This is a genomic window from Bifidobacterium sp. N4G05, from assembly GCF_002742445.1.
GTDB classification, from domain to species: Bacteria; Actinomycetota; Actinomycetes; order Actinomycetales; family Bifidobacteriaceae; genus Bifidobacterium; species Bifidobacterium hominis.
In genome coordinates, this window is record NZ_NJNQ01000001.1 from 124,279 (window position 1) to 143,968 (window position 19,690).

The following is a 19,690-nucleotide window of genomic DNA, read 5'->3' on the forward strand; positions in this document are numbered from 1 at the left end:
CCGAATTGCAGCAACAAAAAAGGCCTACCGGGCGCTAAGGGCGCTCTCAGTAAGCCTTGTAGGCGGGTAAGGCGAGATTCGAACTCGCGGAGGCTTGCACCTCAACGGTTTTCAAGACCGTCTCTTTAGACCGCTCAGACACCTACCCATGTGCATCACGCACGAAACGCTAATATAGCACAACCCAAAGAACGAGGGGAAGAAAGCGAGCAAGAATAAAGGAAGAATGCGGTAAAAACAAAAAAGAAGGGACCCGCTCAACCGCGAGTCCCTTCCCATAAGCCAGAAAAGCCAGAAATCGGCAAGTGCCAAATGCCAGACATCCTCAGACTTCCGTATTTCGCATTTCAGAAGTCCGCTTCGGCAGTTCAGCAGCTGAGCAACTCAGTGGAACCGATAAACAAACCCGAGTCGCCAAACTCAACCGAGCAATCCAAGCTATCAGACTCTGCCAAGCAAACCCAAACTCTATCAGGCTTCCCACTTGGTCGGCTCAATGACCTCCTTGCCACCCATGTAGGCACGCATGGCCTGCGGAATGACGATGGAGCCGTCCTTCTGCTGGTGGTTCTCGAGAATGGCGACCAGCCAACGAGTGGTGGCCAGCGTACCGTTCAGCGTGGAAACGGCGCGGGTTCCGCCATCTTCCATACGTTCGCGAATGTTCAGGCGACGAGCCTGGTATTCGGTGCAGTTGGAGGTGGAGGTCAGCTCGCGGTAGCGACCCTGGGTCGGAACCCAAGCTTCGCAATCGAACTTACGTGCTGCAGAAGAGCCCAGATCGCCGGCAGCGGTATCGATGATGCGGTACGGCACCTCAACCTTGCCGAGCATCTCCTGCTCCATGGCCAGCAGGTGCTCATGCTCCTTGTAGGAGTCCTCCTGCTTGGTGTAGACGAACATCTCCACCTTGTCGAACTGGTGCACGCGGATGATGCCGGAAGTATCCTTGCCAGCAGCACCTGCTTCGCGGCGGTAGCAGGAGCTCCAGCCGCAGTAGCGCAGCGGACCGTCGGACAGGTCGAGAATCTCGTTCTCGTGCATACCGGCAAGCGCCACTTCGGAGGTACCGACCAAGTACTGCTCGTCAGGTTCGCGCAGACGGTAGATTTCGTCGGCGTGGGAGTTGAGGAAGCCGGTGCCGCGCATCACTTCCGGACGCACCAACGTCGGGGTGATAGCCAACGTGAAGCCGTGCTCCTGAGCCTGGTCCACAGCCATGGTAAGCATGGCTATCTGCATGCGGGCCACCTGGCCGCGCAGGAAGTAGAAGCGGGAGCCGCCGACCTTCACGCCACGTTCCATATCAATGCCGGCAACGCCACGACCGAGGGTCAGGTGGTCCTTCGGTTCGAAGCCTTCAGCTGCGAAATCACGAATCTGGCCAACCTTCTTGACCACCACGTAATCGTCTTCGCCGCCTTCCGGAGCTTCCGGCTCAACCACGTTGGAGAGCTTCCACATGGCGGTGGTGTACTCTTCGGCTGCGGCGTCCGCTGCGGCCTTGTATTCGGAAACCTTCTGGGAGAGTTCTTTGGTTTCGGCAATCAACTTGGCCTTTTCGTCGGCCGGAGCCGCGGCGACCTTCTTGCCGATTTCTTTCTGCTGCGCACGTGCAGCCTCAAATTCCTTCAGAGAGGAACGACGAACCTCGTCAGAGCGCAGCACCTCGTCGACCAGTTCGACCGATTCGCCACGCTTGCGCTGGGATTCCTTAACAACGTCAGCATGTTCACGAATGAATTGGATATCAAGCATGATTCCTAGACTAGTGCCGAAAGCCGACACTCGCCGCAAGCCTCTCGTTTTTGCATACAACGTGCAGGAATCGTCGAATAAATCGTGCTTGATTCGTTTTTTTCGCGTCTTACGTGAACAATAGGTGACATGCCTATGCCAGTTATCATTGTGATTGTCGTTCTTGCGGTCGCAGCGGTGTGCACGTCCGTCTTTTTCGCGGTGCGCGAATATAAGCGCCGTAGGCTTGCCAAGCAGCTCGACAAGCGCGACGACGATCAGGTGCACTATGCGTTCGTGATCAATCCGTCAAAGCCCCAAGCGGAACAGCGCAAACAGCATATTCAGGAGTTCTGCGAAGCGAAGCATCTTACGCAGATCGAATATATCGAAACACAGCTTGATAAGGATGGTCGCGCCTGCGCGTTAGAAGCGTTGGAACATGGCGCCGATGTAGTGGTCGCGGTTGGCGGCGACGGCACGGTGCGCACGGTGGCGAGCGCGCTTTCGGGAACCGGCCACGCGCTGGGCATCATCCCTATTGGCACCGGCAATCTGTTTGCCCGCAATATGGGCATTCCCGTGGATGATATCGATGCGGCGTTGACCGTTGCAACGTCTCACGGCTCACGTTTGATAGATGTCGGCCGTTTGACGTTGCTCGATGATGAAACCGCCGATCATGGCCATGCGTTCCTTATTATCGCAGGGATCGGATTCGATGCGGTGATGATCGATGACACCGATCCTGAGTTGAAGAAGAACATCAGCTGGCTCGCCTATTTCGTGTCGGGCGTGAAGAATCTGTTCGCCCCGAAGTACAAGGGCGACGTGACCATCACCAGCACGGATGGCAGCACGCACACCACGCACGGACTGACGTTCCGCACGTTCATGGCTGGCAATTGCGGTCAGATTCCGGTGTTTTCACTCATGCCCGACGCCGTATACGATGATGGCATCCTCGATTATGAGATTATTGACACGTCCGGCGGTTTGATCGGTTGGGCGAATCTGTTTGGCGATGTGCTGCATCAGACCATCACTGGCAAGGCACAGCAGAGTCCGCTCTCCACGAATTCCACGGTTGACCAGATTCAGGGCGTCAGTGCGGAAATCAAGTTGGAGAAGCCTGTTTTGGCGCAGGTTGACGGTGATATGCTTCCCGAAACGCAGCATATTCGTTTCAGCGTGGAGCGTAAGTCGTTGTGCGTGCGTGTGCCGGAAGCGCCCGACAACAATACTGCCAATGTAAATCAGTAACTATTAATCGTAATTATCAATAATTATTCATTACGACGATTATGCATTTTATGCAGGTTATGCATTGATATTGTTATTCTCATGCGATTCCGCCGCATGAGAAGTCACTCGTGCGACATGCAAGGTAAGATAGGCGATTTCCGCTTGCGAAAGATTTGCATCCAATCGCATTTTGATGATGATCGCGAGTTTGTTTGCGCAATCCGATGCTTTTGGATATGAGGTTTTGATGGATTCCACGATTGGTTCAGGCTCGTCATCAAGCTGTTCATGTTGGTGGATGCGCACGAAAAGATAGCGCAGATGCGTGATGAAACGCGCCACATTGACGCTGTTCTGGTCAAGGTTGATGCCGTAATAGCCTTCGATGACCGTCAATATTTGCTGGATGACGCCGGTCATGGTGTATGTGGCGGAAAGATCTCCGGTGGAGAAGCCCGCATTGACCAAGTGCAGGGCCAAAGCCACGGCTTCGCAGTCCGGCAGGGCGCCGCCCAGATACGTGTTCATCGCATCGACCAGAGCTTTGCCTTTGGCATATTCGCTCGCGTAGAGCGAACGCACTTCGGCTTCCAGTGGATATTCGATGGTCTGTTTGTTTTGCGATCGGCGAATAGCACCGCAAATATGGTCGGATAATGCCAGAACCAATGCAGGCTGCCGGTCGGCCTGTTCCTTCAGACCTGTGCGGTTCATGGCGTCCGTAACGAGACGAATGATTTCGGGTGGGATCCCGGCCACCTGTTGGGCCATATGGTCGGGATCCTTGCCATCTGCGGGAACGAACCGACGGACGATCTTCGCGTCGTCAACATGCTGGCCGGGCTTGGCTTGGAAGCCTATGCCTCGACCGGTGAGAATCACCTCACTATTGCCGTCTTTTGCCAGTACGACATTATTGTTGAATACGCGAAGAACGTCCACGTCGGCCCCTTCCGACTATGCGATTGGTCAGTGCTGAATGCCGATCACCGACTCACCGGCCTTGACATCGACGCCGGTCTTTGGCGTGACGGACGCGAAGGCCACTGTGTTCAGCACCGTCATCAATGTGGTGGTGCTGTATCCAGCTTCCTTAACCTTATCAAAGTCGACGACAACGAGGGTGTCCCCCGCGTTCACGTGTTCGTTGGCCTTGACCTTCACATCGAAGCCTTCGCCGTTCATCTTCACCGTGTCGATGCCGACGTGCACGAGCACTTCCACGCCATCATCGGTTTTGATGCCGAATGCGTGACCGGTTTCGGCGACGGTCTGCAGCACGCCGGATACCGGTGAGACGACGGTGCTGTCTGCCGGCTGGATGCCGACGCCTTCGCCTAGTGCGCGGGATGCAAACACCGGATCGCCGGTTTCGTCCAGGGAAATCACATGGCCTGCGACCGGAGCATTCACTTCGTCGGTGGTGGCAGCAGCCGGGGCTTCGGTCTTGGTAGCGGCAGCAGTGGCAGTCGCAGTGGCAGCAGCCGGAGCGGCGCCCTTGGCTTCGACCGACGGGACAGCGCCCTTCTGATTGGCGGACGTGCGGGCCAGCACTTCAGCCTTCTGCTCCGGAGTGCGGTAGTCGAAGGTGATGATCAGCAGGAAGGAGGTGAGGAAGGACACGGCGATGGACACTGCATACACCCACATCTGGTTGAAGACCGGAATGGTCAGCAGCGAAGTGAATGCGAAGGCAGTGGTGGTCACGCCATGCACGGTCTGGCCGGCGGCGGTGACGGACGGGAAGAGCCAACCAAGGATGGCGATGACGACGCCACCGAGACCGCAGCCCACCAGCATGCGCTTGTAGATGAGCTTGTAACGCAGGTGAATGCCGTACAGGGACGGTTCGGAAACGCCACCGAGCAGGCCGGCCGCGAGCGCACCCAGAGCGGTCTGGCGCATGTCCTTGTCCTTGTCACGCACAGCAAGGAAGAGCACACCAGCCGTAGCGCCGAAGCAGGCGAAGTTCCACACGCCCATCGGGCCTTGGATGAAGTCGTAACCGAGAGTCTGGATGTTCATGAGCATCAGGGCGTTGAGCGGCCAGTGCAAACCGAGCGGCACGAGGAACGGGTACAGCATCGGAATGATGATGGCGAAGATGAACGGAGCATGGGTGTTCATCCAGGCCAAGCCGACGCCGAGACCGTTGCCGACCCACACGCCAATCGGGCCGATGATGAAGGCGGTCAGTGCGCCAACGATGATCAGGCAGAAGAACGGCACAAAGACCAGCTGGACGCTTTCGGGGATGATCCTCTTCAGTCCGTGGTAGACGAGAGCAAGTACGGCAGCCATGAGCAGCGGCACGAACACGTTGCCGGAATAGTCGCTCAATGCCATCGGCAGACCGAATATGCTGGCCGTGCAAGACTTAGTGCCCAGCGCGGCATTCTCCACGCACGTGGTGGTCTTGGCGTCCATCAAGCCGGTGAACTGCGGGGTCATGAGGATGGCCATGATGGCACCACCCAGCCATGGGTCGACCTTGAGCTTCTTGGCTGCGTTGTAGGCGACCATGATCGGCAGGAAGTAGAATACACCCTTCCAGATGGCTTTCACGAACACCCAGCCCGCGGAGGCTTCGTCATTCGGAATGACGTCCAGCGAAATAAGCAGGTTGACCAGCGCGATGATGATGGAAGCGCCGAGCAGCACGCCCAGAATCGGGCGGAAAGAATCGGCGAGATACTCAAAGAAGGAGTCCAGCCAGGCCACCTTGCCGCGGGCCTTGGAACGGGCTTCGGCCTTAACGTCGGCATTGCTCTTCTGACCATCGCCGGATGCGGAGGTACCGCCGACACCGGCCATTTCGGGCAGATGCATGATGTTTTCGTACACGGTGGCAACGCCACCGCCGATTACCACCTGAAAACGGTCACCGCTCTGCGGTACCGCACCGAGCACGCCTTGCATGTGCTCGAGACTGTTCTGATCGACCTTGGATGCATCAACCAATTCAAAGCGCAGTCGAGTGGCACAATGCGTCAGACTGCGAACGTTTTCATGACCACCGATTGCAGCGATGATCTGCGCTGCGAGTGAGTCAGCCATCCTGTTTTCCTTTCTTTCCCTTACAACCGATTCGATCCGAGCAACACTGCTTCGGGCAACAAAAAAGACCTGAGATATGACTATGGTTAAGCCACATCTCAGGTCTTGCGTCATTATGTTGACTAGCAACCCTGCTTCAGTCGAATAGCATAGAACTATACACCATCATCTGACATTGCGCAAATCGACCGAAAGCACAATCCATCATTATCGAAAATACTTATATTTATATCTGAACATGCAATAAATAGACAACGTATTCATCGCACATAATGGGACAATTACGCACATTCGCAGCAAAAGCGTGGCAGAATAGTGGCTATGGTTGCAAACAATGCGGGAATGCCCGCCACCCCAGCAGATTTAATCAATGTCGACGAGGTCATCGGCAAGTACTATGACGTCGTCCCCGACCCCAACGTTCCCGAACAGCGTGTCTCCTTCGGCACCTCCGGCCACCGCGGATCGTCCCTGAAGACCTCGTTCAACGAGGCCCACATCATCGCCATCACCCAGGCCATCGCCGAATACCGCAAGAAGGCCGGCGTGACCGGCCCGTTGTATATCGGCCGCGACACCCACGCCCTGTCCGAGCCGGCTTGGAAGACCGCCATCGAAGTGCTCGTCGCCAACGGCGTGACCGTTCGCATCGATTCGCGCGACGACTTCACCCCGACCCCGGTTGTGTCTCAGGCCATCCTGACCCACAACCGTGCAGCTGACGGCACCCAGCGCTTCACGGGCGAAGGCCTAGCTGACGGCATCGTCGTGACCCCATCGCACAACCCGCCGACCGATGGCGGCTTCAAGTATGACCCGGTCACCGGCGGCCCGGCTCCGGCGGATGTCACCAACGCCATCGCCGACCGCGCCAACGAACTGCTCGGCGATTTCAAGAACATCAAGCGTGTTCCGTTCGAGCAGGCCGTCAAGTCCGACCTGGTCGAACGTTTCGACTTCCGTGAGCACTATGTCGCCGATCTGGAGAACGTCATCGACTTCGACGCAATCCGTTCCTCCGGCGTGCGCCTGGGCATCGACCCGCTCGGCGGCGCTTCCGTCAACTACTGGCCGCTGATGAACGAGAAGTTCAACCTGACCATCGACGTGGTGCGCCCGCAGGTCGACCCGACCTGGAGCTTCATGACCATCGACCACGACGGCAAGATTCGCATGGATCCGAGTTCACCGTACGCAATGAAGGGCCTCGTGGACTCCCTCAACAACGGCGCTTGGGACAAGTACGATCTGGTCGGCGGCACCGATCCGGATGCCGACCGCCACGGCATCGTATGCCCGAACTGGGGCGTCATGAATCCGAACCACTACATCGCCGTGTGCGTGGAGTATCTGTTCGGCGGCAATCGCCCGGGCTGGCCGGAAGGCGCCGGCATCGGCAAGACGCTGGTCTCCTCCTCCCTGATCGACCGCGTGGCCGCTTCCATCGACGCCAAGCTCGTTGAGGTTCCGGTCGGCTTCAAGTGGTTCGTTGATCCGCTGTTCAAGGGTGAAGTCGCCTTCGGCGGCGAAGAGAGCTCCGGCATGAGCTTCCTGCGCAAGGACGGCCGCGTGTGGACCACCGATAAGGACGGTCTGATCCCTGATCTGCTGGCTGCGGAAATCACCGCCAAGACCGGCAAGAACCCGGCACAGCTGCATCAGGAGCAGGTGGAGCGCTTCGGCGAAAGCTGGTACAAGCGTATCGACACGCCTACCACGCTGGAGCAGAAGCAGAAGTTCGCCAAGCTTTCCGGCGACGACGTTGCTGCCACCACGCTGGCCGGCGAAAACATCACCGCCAAACTCACCGAGGCTCCGGGCAACAACGCCAAGATCGGAGGCCTGAAGGTCACCACCGAGAACAACTGGTTCGCGGCACGCCCGTCTGGCACCGAAAACATCTACAAGGTGTACGCTGAGTCCTTCGAATCCCCGGAGGCTCTTGACAAGGTGCTCGCCGAAGCCACCGAAGTCGTGGACAAAGCCCTAGCCGAGTGATAATCGGCGAATCGGCATAATCCAGCCGTTCGCCAATCATTCGTAAAATCCATCGGGAAGCCCGCCTTCTTTTCGAGAAGAAGGTGGGCTTCTCGCATATCCAGCCAAATACAAATCAACCAAATACGAATCGCAATATGGCATGAAACGTCAAATTCTGGCATGAAACGTCAAATTCTGGCATGAAACGTCAAATTCTGGCATGAAACGTCAAATTCTGGCATGAAGCGCACGCGACCGTCTTCCTACTGCCCCGCTTCGCATTCTGCTTGACTGATGACGACGCAACGCTCAGCCCAGAGGCCCCGCCAATCTGCATGGGAAATCTGCATGGGAGGTGAACAATGCGCATCGCCATCGTCGAAGACTATGACGCCGAACGCCAACCGATGGCCGTCATGTGCACGGAATATTTCAAACGAAGCCATGCAAACGGCATCACGGCACGACGTCGTTCGATTATGATGGCACACCGTTCCGCACTTCTGTCATGCTGTGCTTGGATGACTGATTGTTCGCCCATCAGACGCGATTCGTTCCGTATGATAGGCGTCTTGCGGCTTTCGTAGGGTAGAGACATGACGATTACGGTTTCTACAGACGGTTCCGCTTTGGGTAATCCGAATGGTCCGATGGGTTGGGGTTGGGCCGATCACGAACTCGCGACGGGCGGCAAGCCGGGACACCACCATGAAGGTGATTGCGACGCCGGTGGAGCAACGAACGGCACCAACCAGATCGGCGAACTGTGCGCGGTGTTGGAGGCGTTGCGCGCGCATCCCGGTTCCGAACCGTTGGTGATCGAAACCGATTCGCAGTATGCGATCAACTGTTCCACCACGTGGGTACATGGCTGGAAGAAGAACGGCTGGAAGAACTCGCAGAAGAAGCCGGTGAAGAACGCGGATTTGATTCGCGCAATCGACGCCGAGATTTCCAAACGTCCTGGATCGGTGAAATTCGTATGGGTCAAGGGCCATGCCGGCAATGCGGGCAACGAGAAGGTGGATGAGCTTGCGCGCACTTATGCCGGCGATTGCCGTTCGAAGGTTCGCGAAGGATATCTTCCTTTGGAGGGCTGGCAATCGCTGCTGGCTTCCGAATACTCGCAAGGCACCGATGTTCCCGACGATGCGCAGATGCTGCTCGACGGCAAAATCACTTCGGACGAATACCATATCGGACGTGGACAGGGCGAATCCGCCGACGGTTCTCCGACCAACGTTCTGATGGATGTGTCCGATCCGGAACCGCGGCCGCGTTCCATAGCGGACATGCTGGTGGAGTCCGAAGGCTACCCCGCACCCGACGAGGCGACGTTGCCGTTGCCCCCAAACGGAATGACGGCAGAATCCGACAAAATGCTGGAACCGACCACCGTGCTTGCCACGACCGCATCCGACGCCACGCCATCCGATACCGCGACGTCCGACTCCACGCCATCCGATACCACTGCACCGCACAAATCATATGCGGAAATGCTGATCAAAACGGATTATTTCCCGCGTGAAGACGCAGAAAATGCATCCGACGGAACGGCGCAGCCAACGCAATCCGAGCAATCGGCGACGCAGTCTGATGAAATCGTCGACTCCCTGAAATCACCAGAAACACAGGAATCGCAAGCAGGCGCACCACAATCGGCGACGCAACCGCAACAATCCCAGCAACCACGCCGGAAAAGCCCTTCGGGACTGTCGGTGTCGGGCACCATTCGTTTCACTCCCCCGCCAAATTCCAGTCCGACGTTCGACGGCGGACTCCGCCGTATTTGCGGCTACATCGCGGTGGAAGGGTATGTGCAGGGCGATGGCACACTGGTATTGGAGGACGCGCCGTTCGCAGTCAAACACAATTAGCGGAATCGCACACCGAAACCCATATCCCCATCCAAAAAAGCGCGTGAAACACCTCGTGAAAACATTTGCCAGCAATTGATTGCACATCATCGGCCAAGACATGTCGACAAACGTACAAAAATCAACACATCCGATAATATGGAGACGGTCTTAACCCCATATCGAAGGAGGATCATGGACAAGGCACAGCAGGACGCATTGAAGAAAGCAGCCGGCATCGAAGCTGCCAAGCTGATTCAGAACGGCATGATCGCAGGTCTGGGCACCGGCTCGACCGTGCGTTTCCTGGTCGACGAGCTCGGTCGCCGCGTGCAGGAGGAAGGCCTGGAGTTCACCGGCGTGACCACTTCTCGCCGCACCCAGGAGCAGGCCGAAGGCTACGGCATCAAGATCGTCGACATCGATGACGTTGATCACATCGACGTGACCATTGACGGCGCCGACGAGGTCGACAAGAACTTCAACGGCATCAAGGGCGGCGGCGCTGCCCTGCTGTGGGAGAAGATCGTGGCCACCAACTCCAACAAGATCGTGTGGATCGTGGACGAATCCAAGGTCGTCGACACCATTGGCAAGTTCCCGCTGCCGGTCGAGGTGATTCCGTTCGGCGCAGGCCAGGTCGTCAAGAAGTTCGAAGCACGCGGCTACAAGCCGGTGCTGCGCCTCGACGCCGAAGGTCATCCGGTACGTACCGACGAAAACAACTATGTGGTCGACCTGCACCTCGAGTGCATCGAACACCCGGAAGCTCTGGCCGAAGACCTCATCAACACCGTCGGCGTGGTGGAGCACGGCCTGTTCCTGCACATGGTGGATCAGGTCATCGTAGGCGATCCAAACGGCCCGCGCGTGCTCACCAACTCCAACAAATGAGATTAGAGCAGTAGAGGAAGTTCCGCGAACCCTTATGAGGCTGTGCGTTCACATCGAACGCACAGCCTCATTTGCATTTATTGACTTTGATGTTGCATTTTGCCTGTGACTTCGTTTTCGTGATTTTCGTTTATTTCCTTGAGATATGCAAAAATCCCGCATATCAGAGAAAAGATATGCGGGATTTTGTTTAAGCGACGCTTCAACCGCGCCTGAAGACTACTTGCGCTGGTGGCGAGTCTTACGAAGCAGTTTGCGGTGCTTCTTCTTGCTCATGCGCTTGCGGCGCTTCTTGATGACCGAGCCCATCTCAGCCTCCGTTCTTAAACTCAAAGGGTAAAAGTTTGCAACTTGCCCAATACTACACTGCTTCGGGGACGAACGCGCACAACCGCATTCACATGGTGGAAGCACGCACCCCTTTATTGGAAAGTCAGATCAACCACAATCCTCATAGGACACGACAGAATTATGCGTGCATCATGCGAGTCTAGTATCCGACCACCAAATGTCACAGCGGAAACTGCTGGTAGAAGCGCTGCACCGAATCCTTGGCACCAGTGGCTTGGAACACCACGGTATCGTTACGCCAGACGGCAATGGCCTTGGTCTCATCGTTCGGATCGGTTTTGGCACTGTAGGAGCCGGTAGCCTCGCCGGAAACCTTCACATTGCCGCTGCCCAGCTCCTTGCCAGTCATGGCGCCGGTCAGATTGTCGTACTGGCTTTGCGCATCCTTGTCTTGGGACCACTGCGCCACTTCAAGAGTGACTTCCTGACCGTCCGTGCCAGTTGAATACGTCAGCGTGTACTCCTCAACCGGAGACGCGCCGCTCCAGGAAGTGCTGGCATCGGCCTTGGTACGTGCGAAATTCAGTACGGAATCAGGCATGGCCTTCAGCAGTTCGCTGGCATTATCCGGCAAAGCCACCGCGTCGATGGACGGCGTGGTCGGTTCGGAGGCATCCTGCGACGCTCCCCGAGAAGTGGTGCCTTGAGAGCTCGCCCCGTCACCCTTGTTCAACGCCCAGCCGGGCCAAATAAAAGCGGATACCAAAGCGAGTACAACCACCAAAGCGGCGGCAACGACAGCCACAATCAGCTTGCCATGGGAAGAGGAAGTTTGCGTATTAGACATGGCTGTTATTCTTTCACATCCGCAAGACGCTCAAATCCGGACGACACAATCGCGCAGCACCCCCGCATCAGTACCCCCTTAGCATCGCGGCGAACGCTTGTCTCAAAATATCCGTATTGTCGGCGGTATGGCAAAGACGTCCTCACAATTTGTATGTTCCGAATGCGGCTGGAACGGCCCGAAATGGCTGGGCCGCTGCCCCGAATGCGGCCAGTGGGGCACCATCGAGGAATTTCATGAGGCCCGTCCCGCCGCTTCGAAACGCACCGCGGCTCCTGGGCGCACATCGCGCACGCAATCGCATGCGGTGCCCGCTTCCGCCGCAAAGCCCATCACGGAAATCGGTACGGAAAACATTTCCAGAATCAGCACGGGTTTCACAGAATTCAACCGCATACTCGGCGGCGGCATCGTACCCGGCTCTGTGACGCTCATCGCAGGCGAGCCGGGCATCGGCAAATCAACGCTGCTGCTGGAAACCGCCGGCAACGTGGCCCGTCTTTGTGCGGCGCAACCGGAACGCAACACGGTACTGTACATTTCCGGCGAGGAATCGCAAGCGCAGGTGCGTATGCGGGCCTCACGCATAGGCGCTGTCGAACCTAATCTGCTACTGGCCGCCACCACCGACCTGTCGACCGTGCTCGGACTGATCGAGCAAAGCAAGCCTGCGCTGGCCATCGTCGATTCCGCGCAGACCATCGTCTCGCAGGAAGTCGACGGAATTTCCGGAGGGTCGACGCAGGTGCGCGAAGTGGCGAGCGCCCTGATCGACACCGCAAAAACGCTTGATATTCCAGTATTATTGGTCGGTCATGTCACCAAAGACGGCTCGATTGCCGGCCCGCGCACGCTGGAGCATCTCGTTGATGTGGTCTGCCAGTTCGAAGGGGACGCTGAAACCGCGTTGCGTATGCTGCGCGCGGTGAAGAATCGTTTCGGCCCCACCGATGAGGTCGGCTGTTTCGATATGAGCGGCGAAGGCATCGAAGAGGTGACGGACCCGTCGGGGCTTTTTCTGTCGTCTTCCAATTCCGCCAATCCCACTTCGGTGGAAGGCACGTGCGTGACATTCACGTTGGATGGGCATCGCAGTCTTCCCATCGAAGTGCAGTCGCTCGTTACCAAATCCGTGCTGCCGACGCCTCGACGTGCGGCAAACGGCGTGGATGCGAACCGCATCGCCATGCTGGTGGCGGTGCTATACCGGCATGGCAACGTCAATCTTCTGGCGAACGACCTGTATATTTCTACGATTGCCGGAGGTCAGGCACGTGAGCCGGGCTGCGATCTGGCGATTGTGGGCGCGTTGGCGAGCGCCGCGAAGTCGAAGGCGATCGGCCGCACCACGTGTGCGATCGGTGAGATTTCGTTGACCGGGCAGGTGCGTCCGGTGCCTCGACTGGAATACCGGTTGCGCGAAGCCGCCCGTCTTGGCTTCACCACCGCTGTAGTGCCGACATTACGTAGGGAAATCGCGATTCCCGGATTGTCGATCGTTCAGGTCGACATATTGCAGGATGCGCTTGGCGCCATGTTGCGATAGTACACACCCTACATACCGTTTTCGCATGTATGCGCGCGAAGCATATACATTATGCTTATGCAGCTGCAACGCAATGCGCGGGCAGAGAAGACGGATTAAGGAAAGGTGATTCATGGAACAATCGCAATTCAGTGCATGGGCCGCGGAATATTCCCAGAAAACCAATCTTTCGCTGGCCGGCACCCGCTTGCATGTCGGCGATGACGATACACAGGCATGTTTCACGCAATCAGATCTCGCCAAAGCGCAGGATTGGGGCATGATTCCCGTTTACAATCAGGCCGAATCGCAGACATACCATGCCATTGACGCAACGGTTCCCGTGGACGAAGTACCCGATGCACGCGAATTGACCGGAGCAGAGGCGATTGATTTCGCACAGGATCATATGCCGGTGTCGGCGGAACTTATGCGCGAGGCACGACAGGATGTTGATTTCACCGGCATTCGCATTGCGGTCTGCCTGATTCTTGAGCCGAAAACCGCCGTGCTGCTCCGCCAATTGAAGCAGGCAGGAGCCATCGTCGGCGCATACTGCGGTTCTGAAGCCAATGACGAGCGCGTCGCGGCGCAGCTACGCGAAGAGGGCATTCCCGTCGCATACAATCCCGATTGGACGCCGGAGCAGGCGCATCAGGGGGCACTCGACCTGCTTGATGAGATCCGGCCGAACATCATCATCGACGATGGTGCGAGCTTCGCGCGACTGGCCGCGATGGAACGCCCCGAGCTGATGAAACACATCATAGGCGTGGCGGAAGAGACTACCAGCGGCATTCGCGCGTTCCAAGCCATGCAGGACGCCGGAGCGCTATCGTTCCCCGTTATCGCAGTCAATGACAGCATGCTGAAAACCGGTTTCGACAATGCGCACGGCACCGGCGAAACCTGCGTCACCACCATGCAGCGCATTCTCGGCCATGACTGCTTCGCAGGCAAAAACGTATGCGTGGTTGGCTATGGTCCTGTCGGACGCGGTTTCGCGCATCGCGTACGTGCGCTCGGCGCCAACGTAACCATTTGCGACACCAATCCCGTGGTCGCATTGCAGGCCGTATTCGACGGATTCGGCGCCGACGATATCAATCACGCGATTTCCGAATCCGATATCGTGATTTCCGCAACCGGCGTGCGTCACACCATCGCCATGCAGCATCTGCAGATCATGAAGCCGAATGCCGTGCTTTCGGTGATCGGAGGCATCGCCAACGAAATCGCATTGGACGAAATTGACGGTTTCCAAGCGGAGAACAAGCGTGAAATCCGCAATCTTGACGTTCCAAGCGGACCGCGAATCCGGCTTATTTCGGAAGGCGACGGCGTCAACTACACCGTCGGAGGCGGCAATCCGATCGAAATCATGGATCTAAGCTTCGCCGTGCAGATATCAGCGGTCACGCATCTGTTGAGAAATCAAGGAAAACTGCAGAACGGACTGCAGAAGCTTGGACATGATATCGATTGCGATATCGCCGATATCGCATTGCGCGTACGCGGCTACCAGGCAAGCCAAGCGGTAGCCGATAACGGTTACGATTGGACCCTCACCCGTTTCGCGGAAAACGAAAAGGAACAGCATCATGCAGCTTGACAACCCCCTGCACCTGGCCGCGCATCCGCAGCCGCTCGACTCGGTGACGCTGTACAGCTCTCCGCTGATCATTCCCGTCACCGGACCGGTGGTGCTCAATGGCGCCATCGCGGTGTCCGGCAGCCGAGTGGTGCATGTGGGCACCCGACAGTGGGTGCTCGATGCGCTGAAGCACGATATGGCCGCCAATGGGCGCATCGTCGAACACCATTGGGACGGCATCATCACCCCCGGCCTGATCAACGCGCACACGCATCTTCAGTACACCAATATGGCCGAAGTGGGACGTGGAACCTACGACCGCTTCCGCGCCTGGGAACTCGGCTTCAACGAAGTGTACGAGAAGCTGCAGGAAACACGCCCGTGGAAGGAATCCTCATATCAGGGCGCGCGCATGATGGTAGAAGCCGGCACGACCGCGGCAGCCGATATCGTCACCGACCCGGAAGCCGTGGGCGCGCTTGCCTCGCAGGGCATGCATGGCATCGCCTATTGGGAGGTCATGGGCTGGCATAACGACGATTGGAAAACCGATGGCATCGCCGAGTTGATTAGCAATCTCGGGCACATGCATCACGAGGGGTTGCCAAGCATCGGCATCAGCCCGCATGCTCCCTACACGTTGGAGACGGAACCGTTCGTGGATCTTCCCGACATTGCACGTCAGCTCGACATGCGACTGCATATCCACCTGTCGGAAACGCCGATCGAGGCAGGTGAGCATGAGTCCACGCTCACCACGTATTCCGCAGCCGATTGGCGTGATGGCCAGTGGGACAGCTACAAGCAGCTCAAGGCCGCAGGCAAGGGCGCGTCCGCCATCCAGTTCGTCGACCAGCTGGGGTCGCTCGGCCCGGACGTGCATATCGCGCATGGCGTGTGGGCCGATGCGGAGGATCGCCGCATCCTACGCCAGCGTGGGGTTGGCGTGGCACTGTGTCCGCGTTCCAACCGCATTACCGTGACAGGCAAGGACGCGCCGATCCGCCAATATCTTGAAGAGGGCAATCTGCTTGCCATCGGCACGGATTCACTGTCGAGCTCGCCCAGCCTGGACGTGCTCGACGATGCGGCCATGGTTTACGATCTGGCACGCGAGCAGGGGTACACCCGCGATGACCTGACCCACCGCATCATTCGCATGATCACCATCGGCGGCGCCGAGGAAATGGGATTGCATGTTGGCGCGGGCCGTATCGGTCAGATCAACGCTGGTGCCACAGCCGATCTTGCGTTCTTCGACATTCCCGTCGGCACGGACTCACCCCAGGCCATCGAACGAACCTTGGAGGATTTCGTCCGTCATGGGGCCGGCACCAACCGGGCGACCATCATTTCCGGCGATATCGTCTACAACGACGGCGCGTTCGACCTTCGCTGACGGCACAGCGATACAAACGAAAGGAATATCATGAGTGTCCCACTTGATCAGATGAGCGATTATGCCCGTGGCGTGGTGGCGGACCTTGGTCTTGAAGCCCATCCGGAAGGCGGATGGTATGTACGCGACTGGCAGTCGCCGCAAACGGACGAAGCCTCGCACCGTCCCCTGTCATCGCTGATCTACTTCCTCCTGCCGGAGGGAGACATGAGCGCCTGGCATAAGGTGGACGCCGATGAAATCTGGTTATGGCACGGTCCAGCCCCGGTCACGTTGCAATTGGGAGGCACGGGCGATTCGCCCGCCGGCGATGGCACAGTGGAATCCATCGTGCTGGGCACGGGAATCGCTCCGGACGGCGCGCAGGGAATCCCCACCGGCCATGCCGTGGTACCTGCAGGGGTCTGGCAACGCACCGTTCCAGGAAAGGGCGACGCGCTTGTCTCCTGTGTGGTCAGTCCCGGTTTTGTGTTCGACGGATTCACGCTCGAATAACGCGAGTCCGTCGATAATGCGATATCACATAATGCGATATCGCGTGCGCCGTTTCAGAAACATCAATAGTCTATAGTGGCGTACGTTCATTATGGACAAGAAGAATCGCGCTTTACACGCAGCATGAAGACAAGGGTAAAGAAAAATGGCATTCTCAGGCAGAAAATTTATACGTGCCGCGGCGGCGTTGGCATCCATCGCCGCGCTGACGCTATCCGCCGCCTGCGGATCCGGCTCCGATACCAAGTCGGCCGGCTCCGACAGCTCCGACATCACGCAGCAGACCGTCACTCCCGGCAAGCTGACCATCGCCACCGGCGATCCGGCCTACGAACCGTGGGTCATGAACGACAAGCCAGAATCTGGCAAGGGATATGAGGCAGCCGTGGCTTACGCCGTCGCCGAGAAGATGGGCTTCAAGAAGTCCGACGTGGTATGGACACGCACTACGTTCGATTCTGCCATCGCACCGGGCGCCAAGGATTGGGATATGAACATCCAGCAGTTCGGCATCACTCCTGAACGCAAGAAGGCTGTAGATTTCTCCGCCAGCTATTACAACGATTCTCAGGCCATTATCGTCAAGAAGGACGGCAAGTACGCCAAGGCCAAGAGCCTGACCGACTTGAAGGACGCCACCATCGGCGCGATGGTAGGCACCGAAGGCTACAAGTACGCCAAGAAGATCAAGGATGACGTGCAGACCTTCAACGATGACGCCGCCGTGGCCCAGGCGCTCGACGCCGGCCAGATCGACGCTCTGGTGACCAGCACCGTGGAATGCGTGTACATGGTGCAGTCCGAGCAGGTTAAGGACGCCATGGTCGTCGGCCGCATTGCCGACTCCACCGATCCGAACGGCATGGGCATTGTGCTTCCGAAGGATTCCAAGCTCACCTCCGCTGCCTCCAAGGCCGTGAAGGAGTTGGATTCCGACGGTACTATCAAGGCCCTGCAGGACAAGTGGCTGGCCGAATACACCACCGATCTGGCAGAACTCAAGTAGGCTCATGGCAAGCTCGCTACATAAGGATTTCTCTCATGAGTGTTTCGGATAGTCGTCCGGACGGCCTCGCTGAACATCAAGTTAGCGAGGTCGAGCTTTCCCGGCGCGCGTATCGCAAAAAGCAGCAATTGCAATCGGTAATGACCAGTCTGATCAGCACGATTGTGTTTGTGGCGATCATCGTCATCGGTTTGAAGATGTCCCCCGGTTGGCCGCGTGTCAAGGAGACGTTCTTCTCCGCCGAATATTTCGTTTCGTCATTCCCCGAGATTTTGAAGGGATTGTGGCTGAATATCAAGGTGCTTGCCATAGCGTTGGTCGGTGTGGCCATTTTTGCCACGTTGATTGCGTTGGTGCGCACCAGCAATAATCCCGTACTGTTCCCGCTGCGCGCTCTTGCCGCGTTGTATACCACGATTATGCGCGGCATTCCAATGATCGTCGTGCTGTATCTTATCGGTTTCGGCATTCCCGGCTTGGGTATTTTCGGACGTATCGACCCGTCGGTCCTAGGCACCATCGCCGTGATCATGGGCTATTCGGCATATGTGGCGGAAGTGCTACGCGCCGGTTTCAATGATGTGCATCCTTCGCAACGCGCGTCGGCGCGCTCCCTCGGACTTACCGCAGGTCAGACGACACGCATGATCGTGATTCCGCAGGCGTTGCGCAAGGTCGCTCCCGCATTGATGAACGACTTCATTTCCATGCAGAAGGATGTGGGATTGATTTCCGTGCTGGGCGCAGTCGACGCAGTGCGTGCCGCCCAGATCGAGGTGGCGAGCACCTACAATTTCACCCCGTATGTGGTAGCGAGCCTGCTGTTCATTCTGATGAGCGTGCCGTTCATTCTGCTGAACGACTGGTATTCGGCACGTTTGCGTAAGCGCGAGTTGAGTGGAGGCACGGTATGAGCGAGACTATGACCCCGTCCGTAGACGTATCCCAGACGCCTGTGCTGCATCTGGACGGCATCCGCAAATCTTTTGGCTCCACCACGGTGCTTGACGGCATTTCCTTCGATGTCAACCAGCATGAGGTGGTGGCGCTGCTCGGCCCTTCCGGTTCGGGCAAGTCGACGTTGATGAAATGCGTGAATCTGTTGGAACGTGTCGACGATGGACAGATTTGGCTGGGAGACACGGATATCACCGATCCTCACGCCAACCAGGATAAGATTCGTTCGCGCATCGGCGTGGTCTTCCAGCAGTTCAACCTGTTTCCTCACATGTCGGTGATTAAGAACGTCACCTTGGCGGCGCTCAAGGTGCACCATTGGAATAAGGATCGTGCCGAAGCCCGCGCGCTGGAGCTGCTTGACCGCATCGGTATGCGAGCCAAGGCCGGTGCCTACCCCGATCAGCTTTCCGGCGGCCAGCAGCAGCGCGTGGCCATCGCCCGAGCGTTGATGACCGATCCGGAACTGCTGCTCCTTGACGAAATCACCTCGGCACTCGACCCGATGCTGGTGGGCGAGGTGCTGAACATGGTGGCCGAACTCAAAGAGCAGGGCACCACGATCCTTATGACGACCCATGAAATGAGCTTCGCACATGATGCAGCCGATCGCATTGTGCTGCTGCGCCATGGCATCATTGCTGAGAACGGCACGCCACATGAGGTCATGGATGAATCGCAAGATCCGGAAACAAAGGAATTCTTCTCTCATTTCCGCAATTAATCTTATGGTAATTCCATAATTATATAACACTATATTAGTAGGGTTCTTACGTAGATTCTCACGTAAGAACCCCGCTATTTTTT

At 57.4% G+C, this 19,690-nt stretch carries 16 protein-coding genes and 1 tRNA gene; 11 read left to right on the plus strand and 6 right to left on the minus strand.

What is annotated here, in order from left to right; all coding sequences use genetic code 11:
• Positions 1-63 precede the first annotated feature (63 nt).
• Both CE153_RS00555 and serS read right to left on the minus strand, forming a co-directional pair.
• Positions 64-148 (minus strand) — tRNA-Ser (locus CE153_RS00555).
• 323 nt (positions 149-471) lie between these two features.
• Positions 472-1,758 (minus strand): serine--tRNA ligase, encoded by a 1,287-nt coding sequence (serS, locus tag CE153_RS00560; protein WP_033500858.1) that lies wholly within the window; start codon positions 1,756-1,758, stop codon positions 472-474.
• Positions 1,759-1,887: 129 nt separating this feature from the next.
• Between serS and CE153_RS00565 the strand changes: the two genes are divergently transcribed.
• A complete protein-coding gene (locus CE153_RS00565; protein WP_180753350.1) occupies positions 1,888-3,000 on the plus strand; it encodes a diacylglycerol/lipid kinase family protein in 1,113 nt (370 codons plus the stop codon).
• A 57-nt stretch (positions 3,001-3,057) separates the two neighbouring features.
• On the opposite strand, the gene CE153_RS00570 is transcribed toward CE153_RS00565, so the two are convergent.
• On the minus strand, positions 3,058-3,924 hold the full coding sequence (locus tag CE153_RS00570) for a PRD domain-containing protein (RefSeq protein WP_099594815.1): 867 nt from the start codon (positions 3,922-3,924) through the stop codon (positions 3,058-3,060).
• Positions 3,925-3,951: 27 nt separating this feature from the next.
• Positions 3,952-6,039, minus strand: coding sequence for a glucose PTS transporter subunit IIA (locus tag CE153_RS00575; protein ID WP_099594816.1), 2,088 nt, complete (start codon positions 6,037-6,039; stop codon positions 3,952-3,954).
• A gap of 321 nt (positions 6,040-6,360) precedes the next feature.
• On the opposite strand from CE153_RS00575, the gene pgm reads away from it, so the two are divergent.
• The 3 genes from pgm (at position 6,361) to rpiA (ending at position 10,769) form a co-directional block, all read left to right on the plus strand.
• On the plus strand, positions 6,361-8,037 hold the full coding sequence (gene pgm / locus CE153_RS00580; RefSeq protein WP_099594817.1) for a phosphoglucomutase (alpha-D-glucose-1,6-bisphosphate-dependent): 1,677 nt from the start codon (positions 6,361-6,363) through the stop codon (positions 8,035-8,037).
• Positions 8,038-8,615: 578 nt separating this feature from the next.
• Entirely contained in the window at positions 8,616-9,896 is a 1,281-nt protein-coding gene (locus tag CE153_RS00590; protein WP_099594818.1) for a ribonuclease H family protein, read from the plus strand.
• A 174-nt stretch (positions 9,897-10,070) separates the two neighbouring features.
• The gene (rpiA, locus tag CE153_RS00595) at positions 10,071-10,769 is read left to right on the plus strand and encodes a ribose-5-phosphate isomerase RpiA (protein WP_099570946.1); all 699 of its coding nucleotides are present in this window, start codon (positions 10,071-10,073) and stop codon (positions 10,767-10,769) included.
• A 219-nt stretch (positions 10,770-10,988) separates the two neighbouring features.
• Here the strand turns inward: rpiA and CE153_RS00600 are convergent, their stop codons facing one another.
• Both CE153_RS00600 and CE153_RS00605 read right to left on the minus strand, forming a co-directional pair.
• On the minus strand, positions 10,989-11,078 hold the full coding sequence (locus tag CE153_RS00600; protein ID WP_004268639.1) for a 30S ribosomal protein bS22: 90 nt from the start codon (positions 11,076-11,078) through the stop codon (positions 10,989-10,991).
• A gap of 202 nt (positions 11,079-11,280) precedes the next feature.
• Positions 11,281-11,907 (minus strand): hypothetical protein, encoded by a 627-nt coding sequence (locus CE153_RS00605; protein ID WP_099594819.1) that lies wholly within the window; start codon positions 11,905-11,907, stop codon positions 11,281-11,283.
• A gap of 127 nt (positions 11,908-12,034) precedes the next feature.
• On the opposite strand from CE153_RS00605, the gene radA reads away from it, so the two are divergent.
• The 7 genes from radA to CE153_RS00640 all read left to right on the plus strand — a co-directional run bounded on the left by radA (position 12,035) and on the right by CE153_RS00640 (position 19,607).
• Positions 12,035-13,453, plus strand: a complete 1,419-nt coding sequence (radA, locus tag CE153_RS00610; protein ID WP_099594820.1) for a DNA repair protein RadA — start codon at positions 12,035-12,037, stop codon at positions 13,451-13,453.
• A gap of 112 nt (positions 13,454-13,565) precedes the next feature.
• The gene (locus CE153_RS00615; RefSeq protein WP_099594821.1) at positions 13,566-15,044 is read left to right on the plus strand and encodes an adenosylhomocysteinase; all 1,479 of its coding nucleotides are present in this window, start codon (positions 13,566-13,568) and stop codon (positions 15,042-15,044) included.
• Positions 15,034-16,425: an amidohydrolase family protein gene (locus CE153_RS00620; RefSeq protein WP_099594822.1), complete on the plus strand. Its 1,392-nt coding sequence runs from the start codon at positions 15,034-15,036 to the stop codon at positions 16,423-16,425. Before CE153_RS00615 ends, CE153_RS00620 begins: the two co-directional genes overlap by 11 nt.
• 30 nt (positions 16,426-16,455) lie before the next feature.
• Positions 16,456-16,920, plus strand: coding sequence for a cupin domain-containing protein (locus CE153_RS00625; RefSeq protein WP_039197177.1), 465 nt, complete (start codon positions 16,456-16,458; stop codon positions 16,918-16,920).
• 145 nt (positions 16,921-17,065) lie between these two features.
• A complete protein-coding gene (locus CE153_RS00630) occupies positions 17,066-17,926 on the plus strand; it encodes an ABC transporter substrate-binding protein (protein ID WP_039197175.1) in 861 nt (286 codons plus the stop codon).
• Between the two features lie 35 nt (positions 17,927-17,961).
• The gene (locus tag CE153_RS00635) at positions 17,962-18,840 is read left to right on the plus strand and encodes an amino acid ABC transporter permease (protein WP_039197173.1); all 879 of its coding nucleotides are present in this window, start codon (positions 17,962-17,964) and stop codon (positions 18,838-18,840) included.
• Positions 18,837-19,607, plus strand: coding sequence for an amino acid ABC transporter ATP-binding protein (locus CE153_RS00640; protein ID WP_099594823.1), 771 nt, complete (start codon positions 18,837-18,839; stop codon positions 19,605-19,607). The genes CE153_RS00635 and CE153_RS00640 overlap by 4 nt, the downstream gene beginning before the upstream one ends.
• Positions 19,608-19,690: the final 83 nt, after the last annotated feature.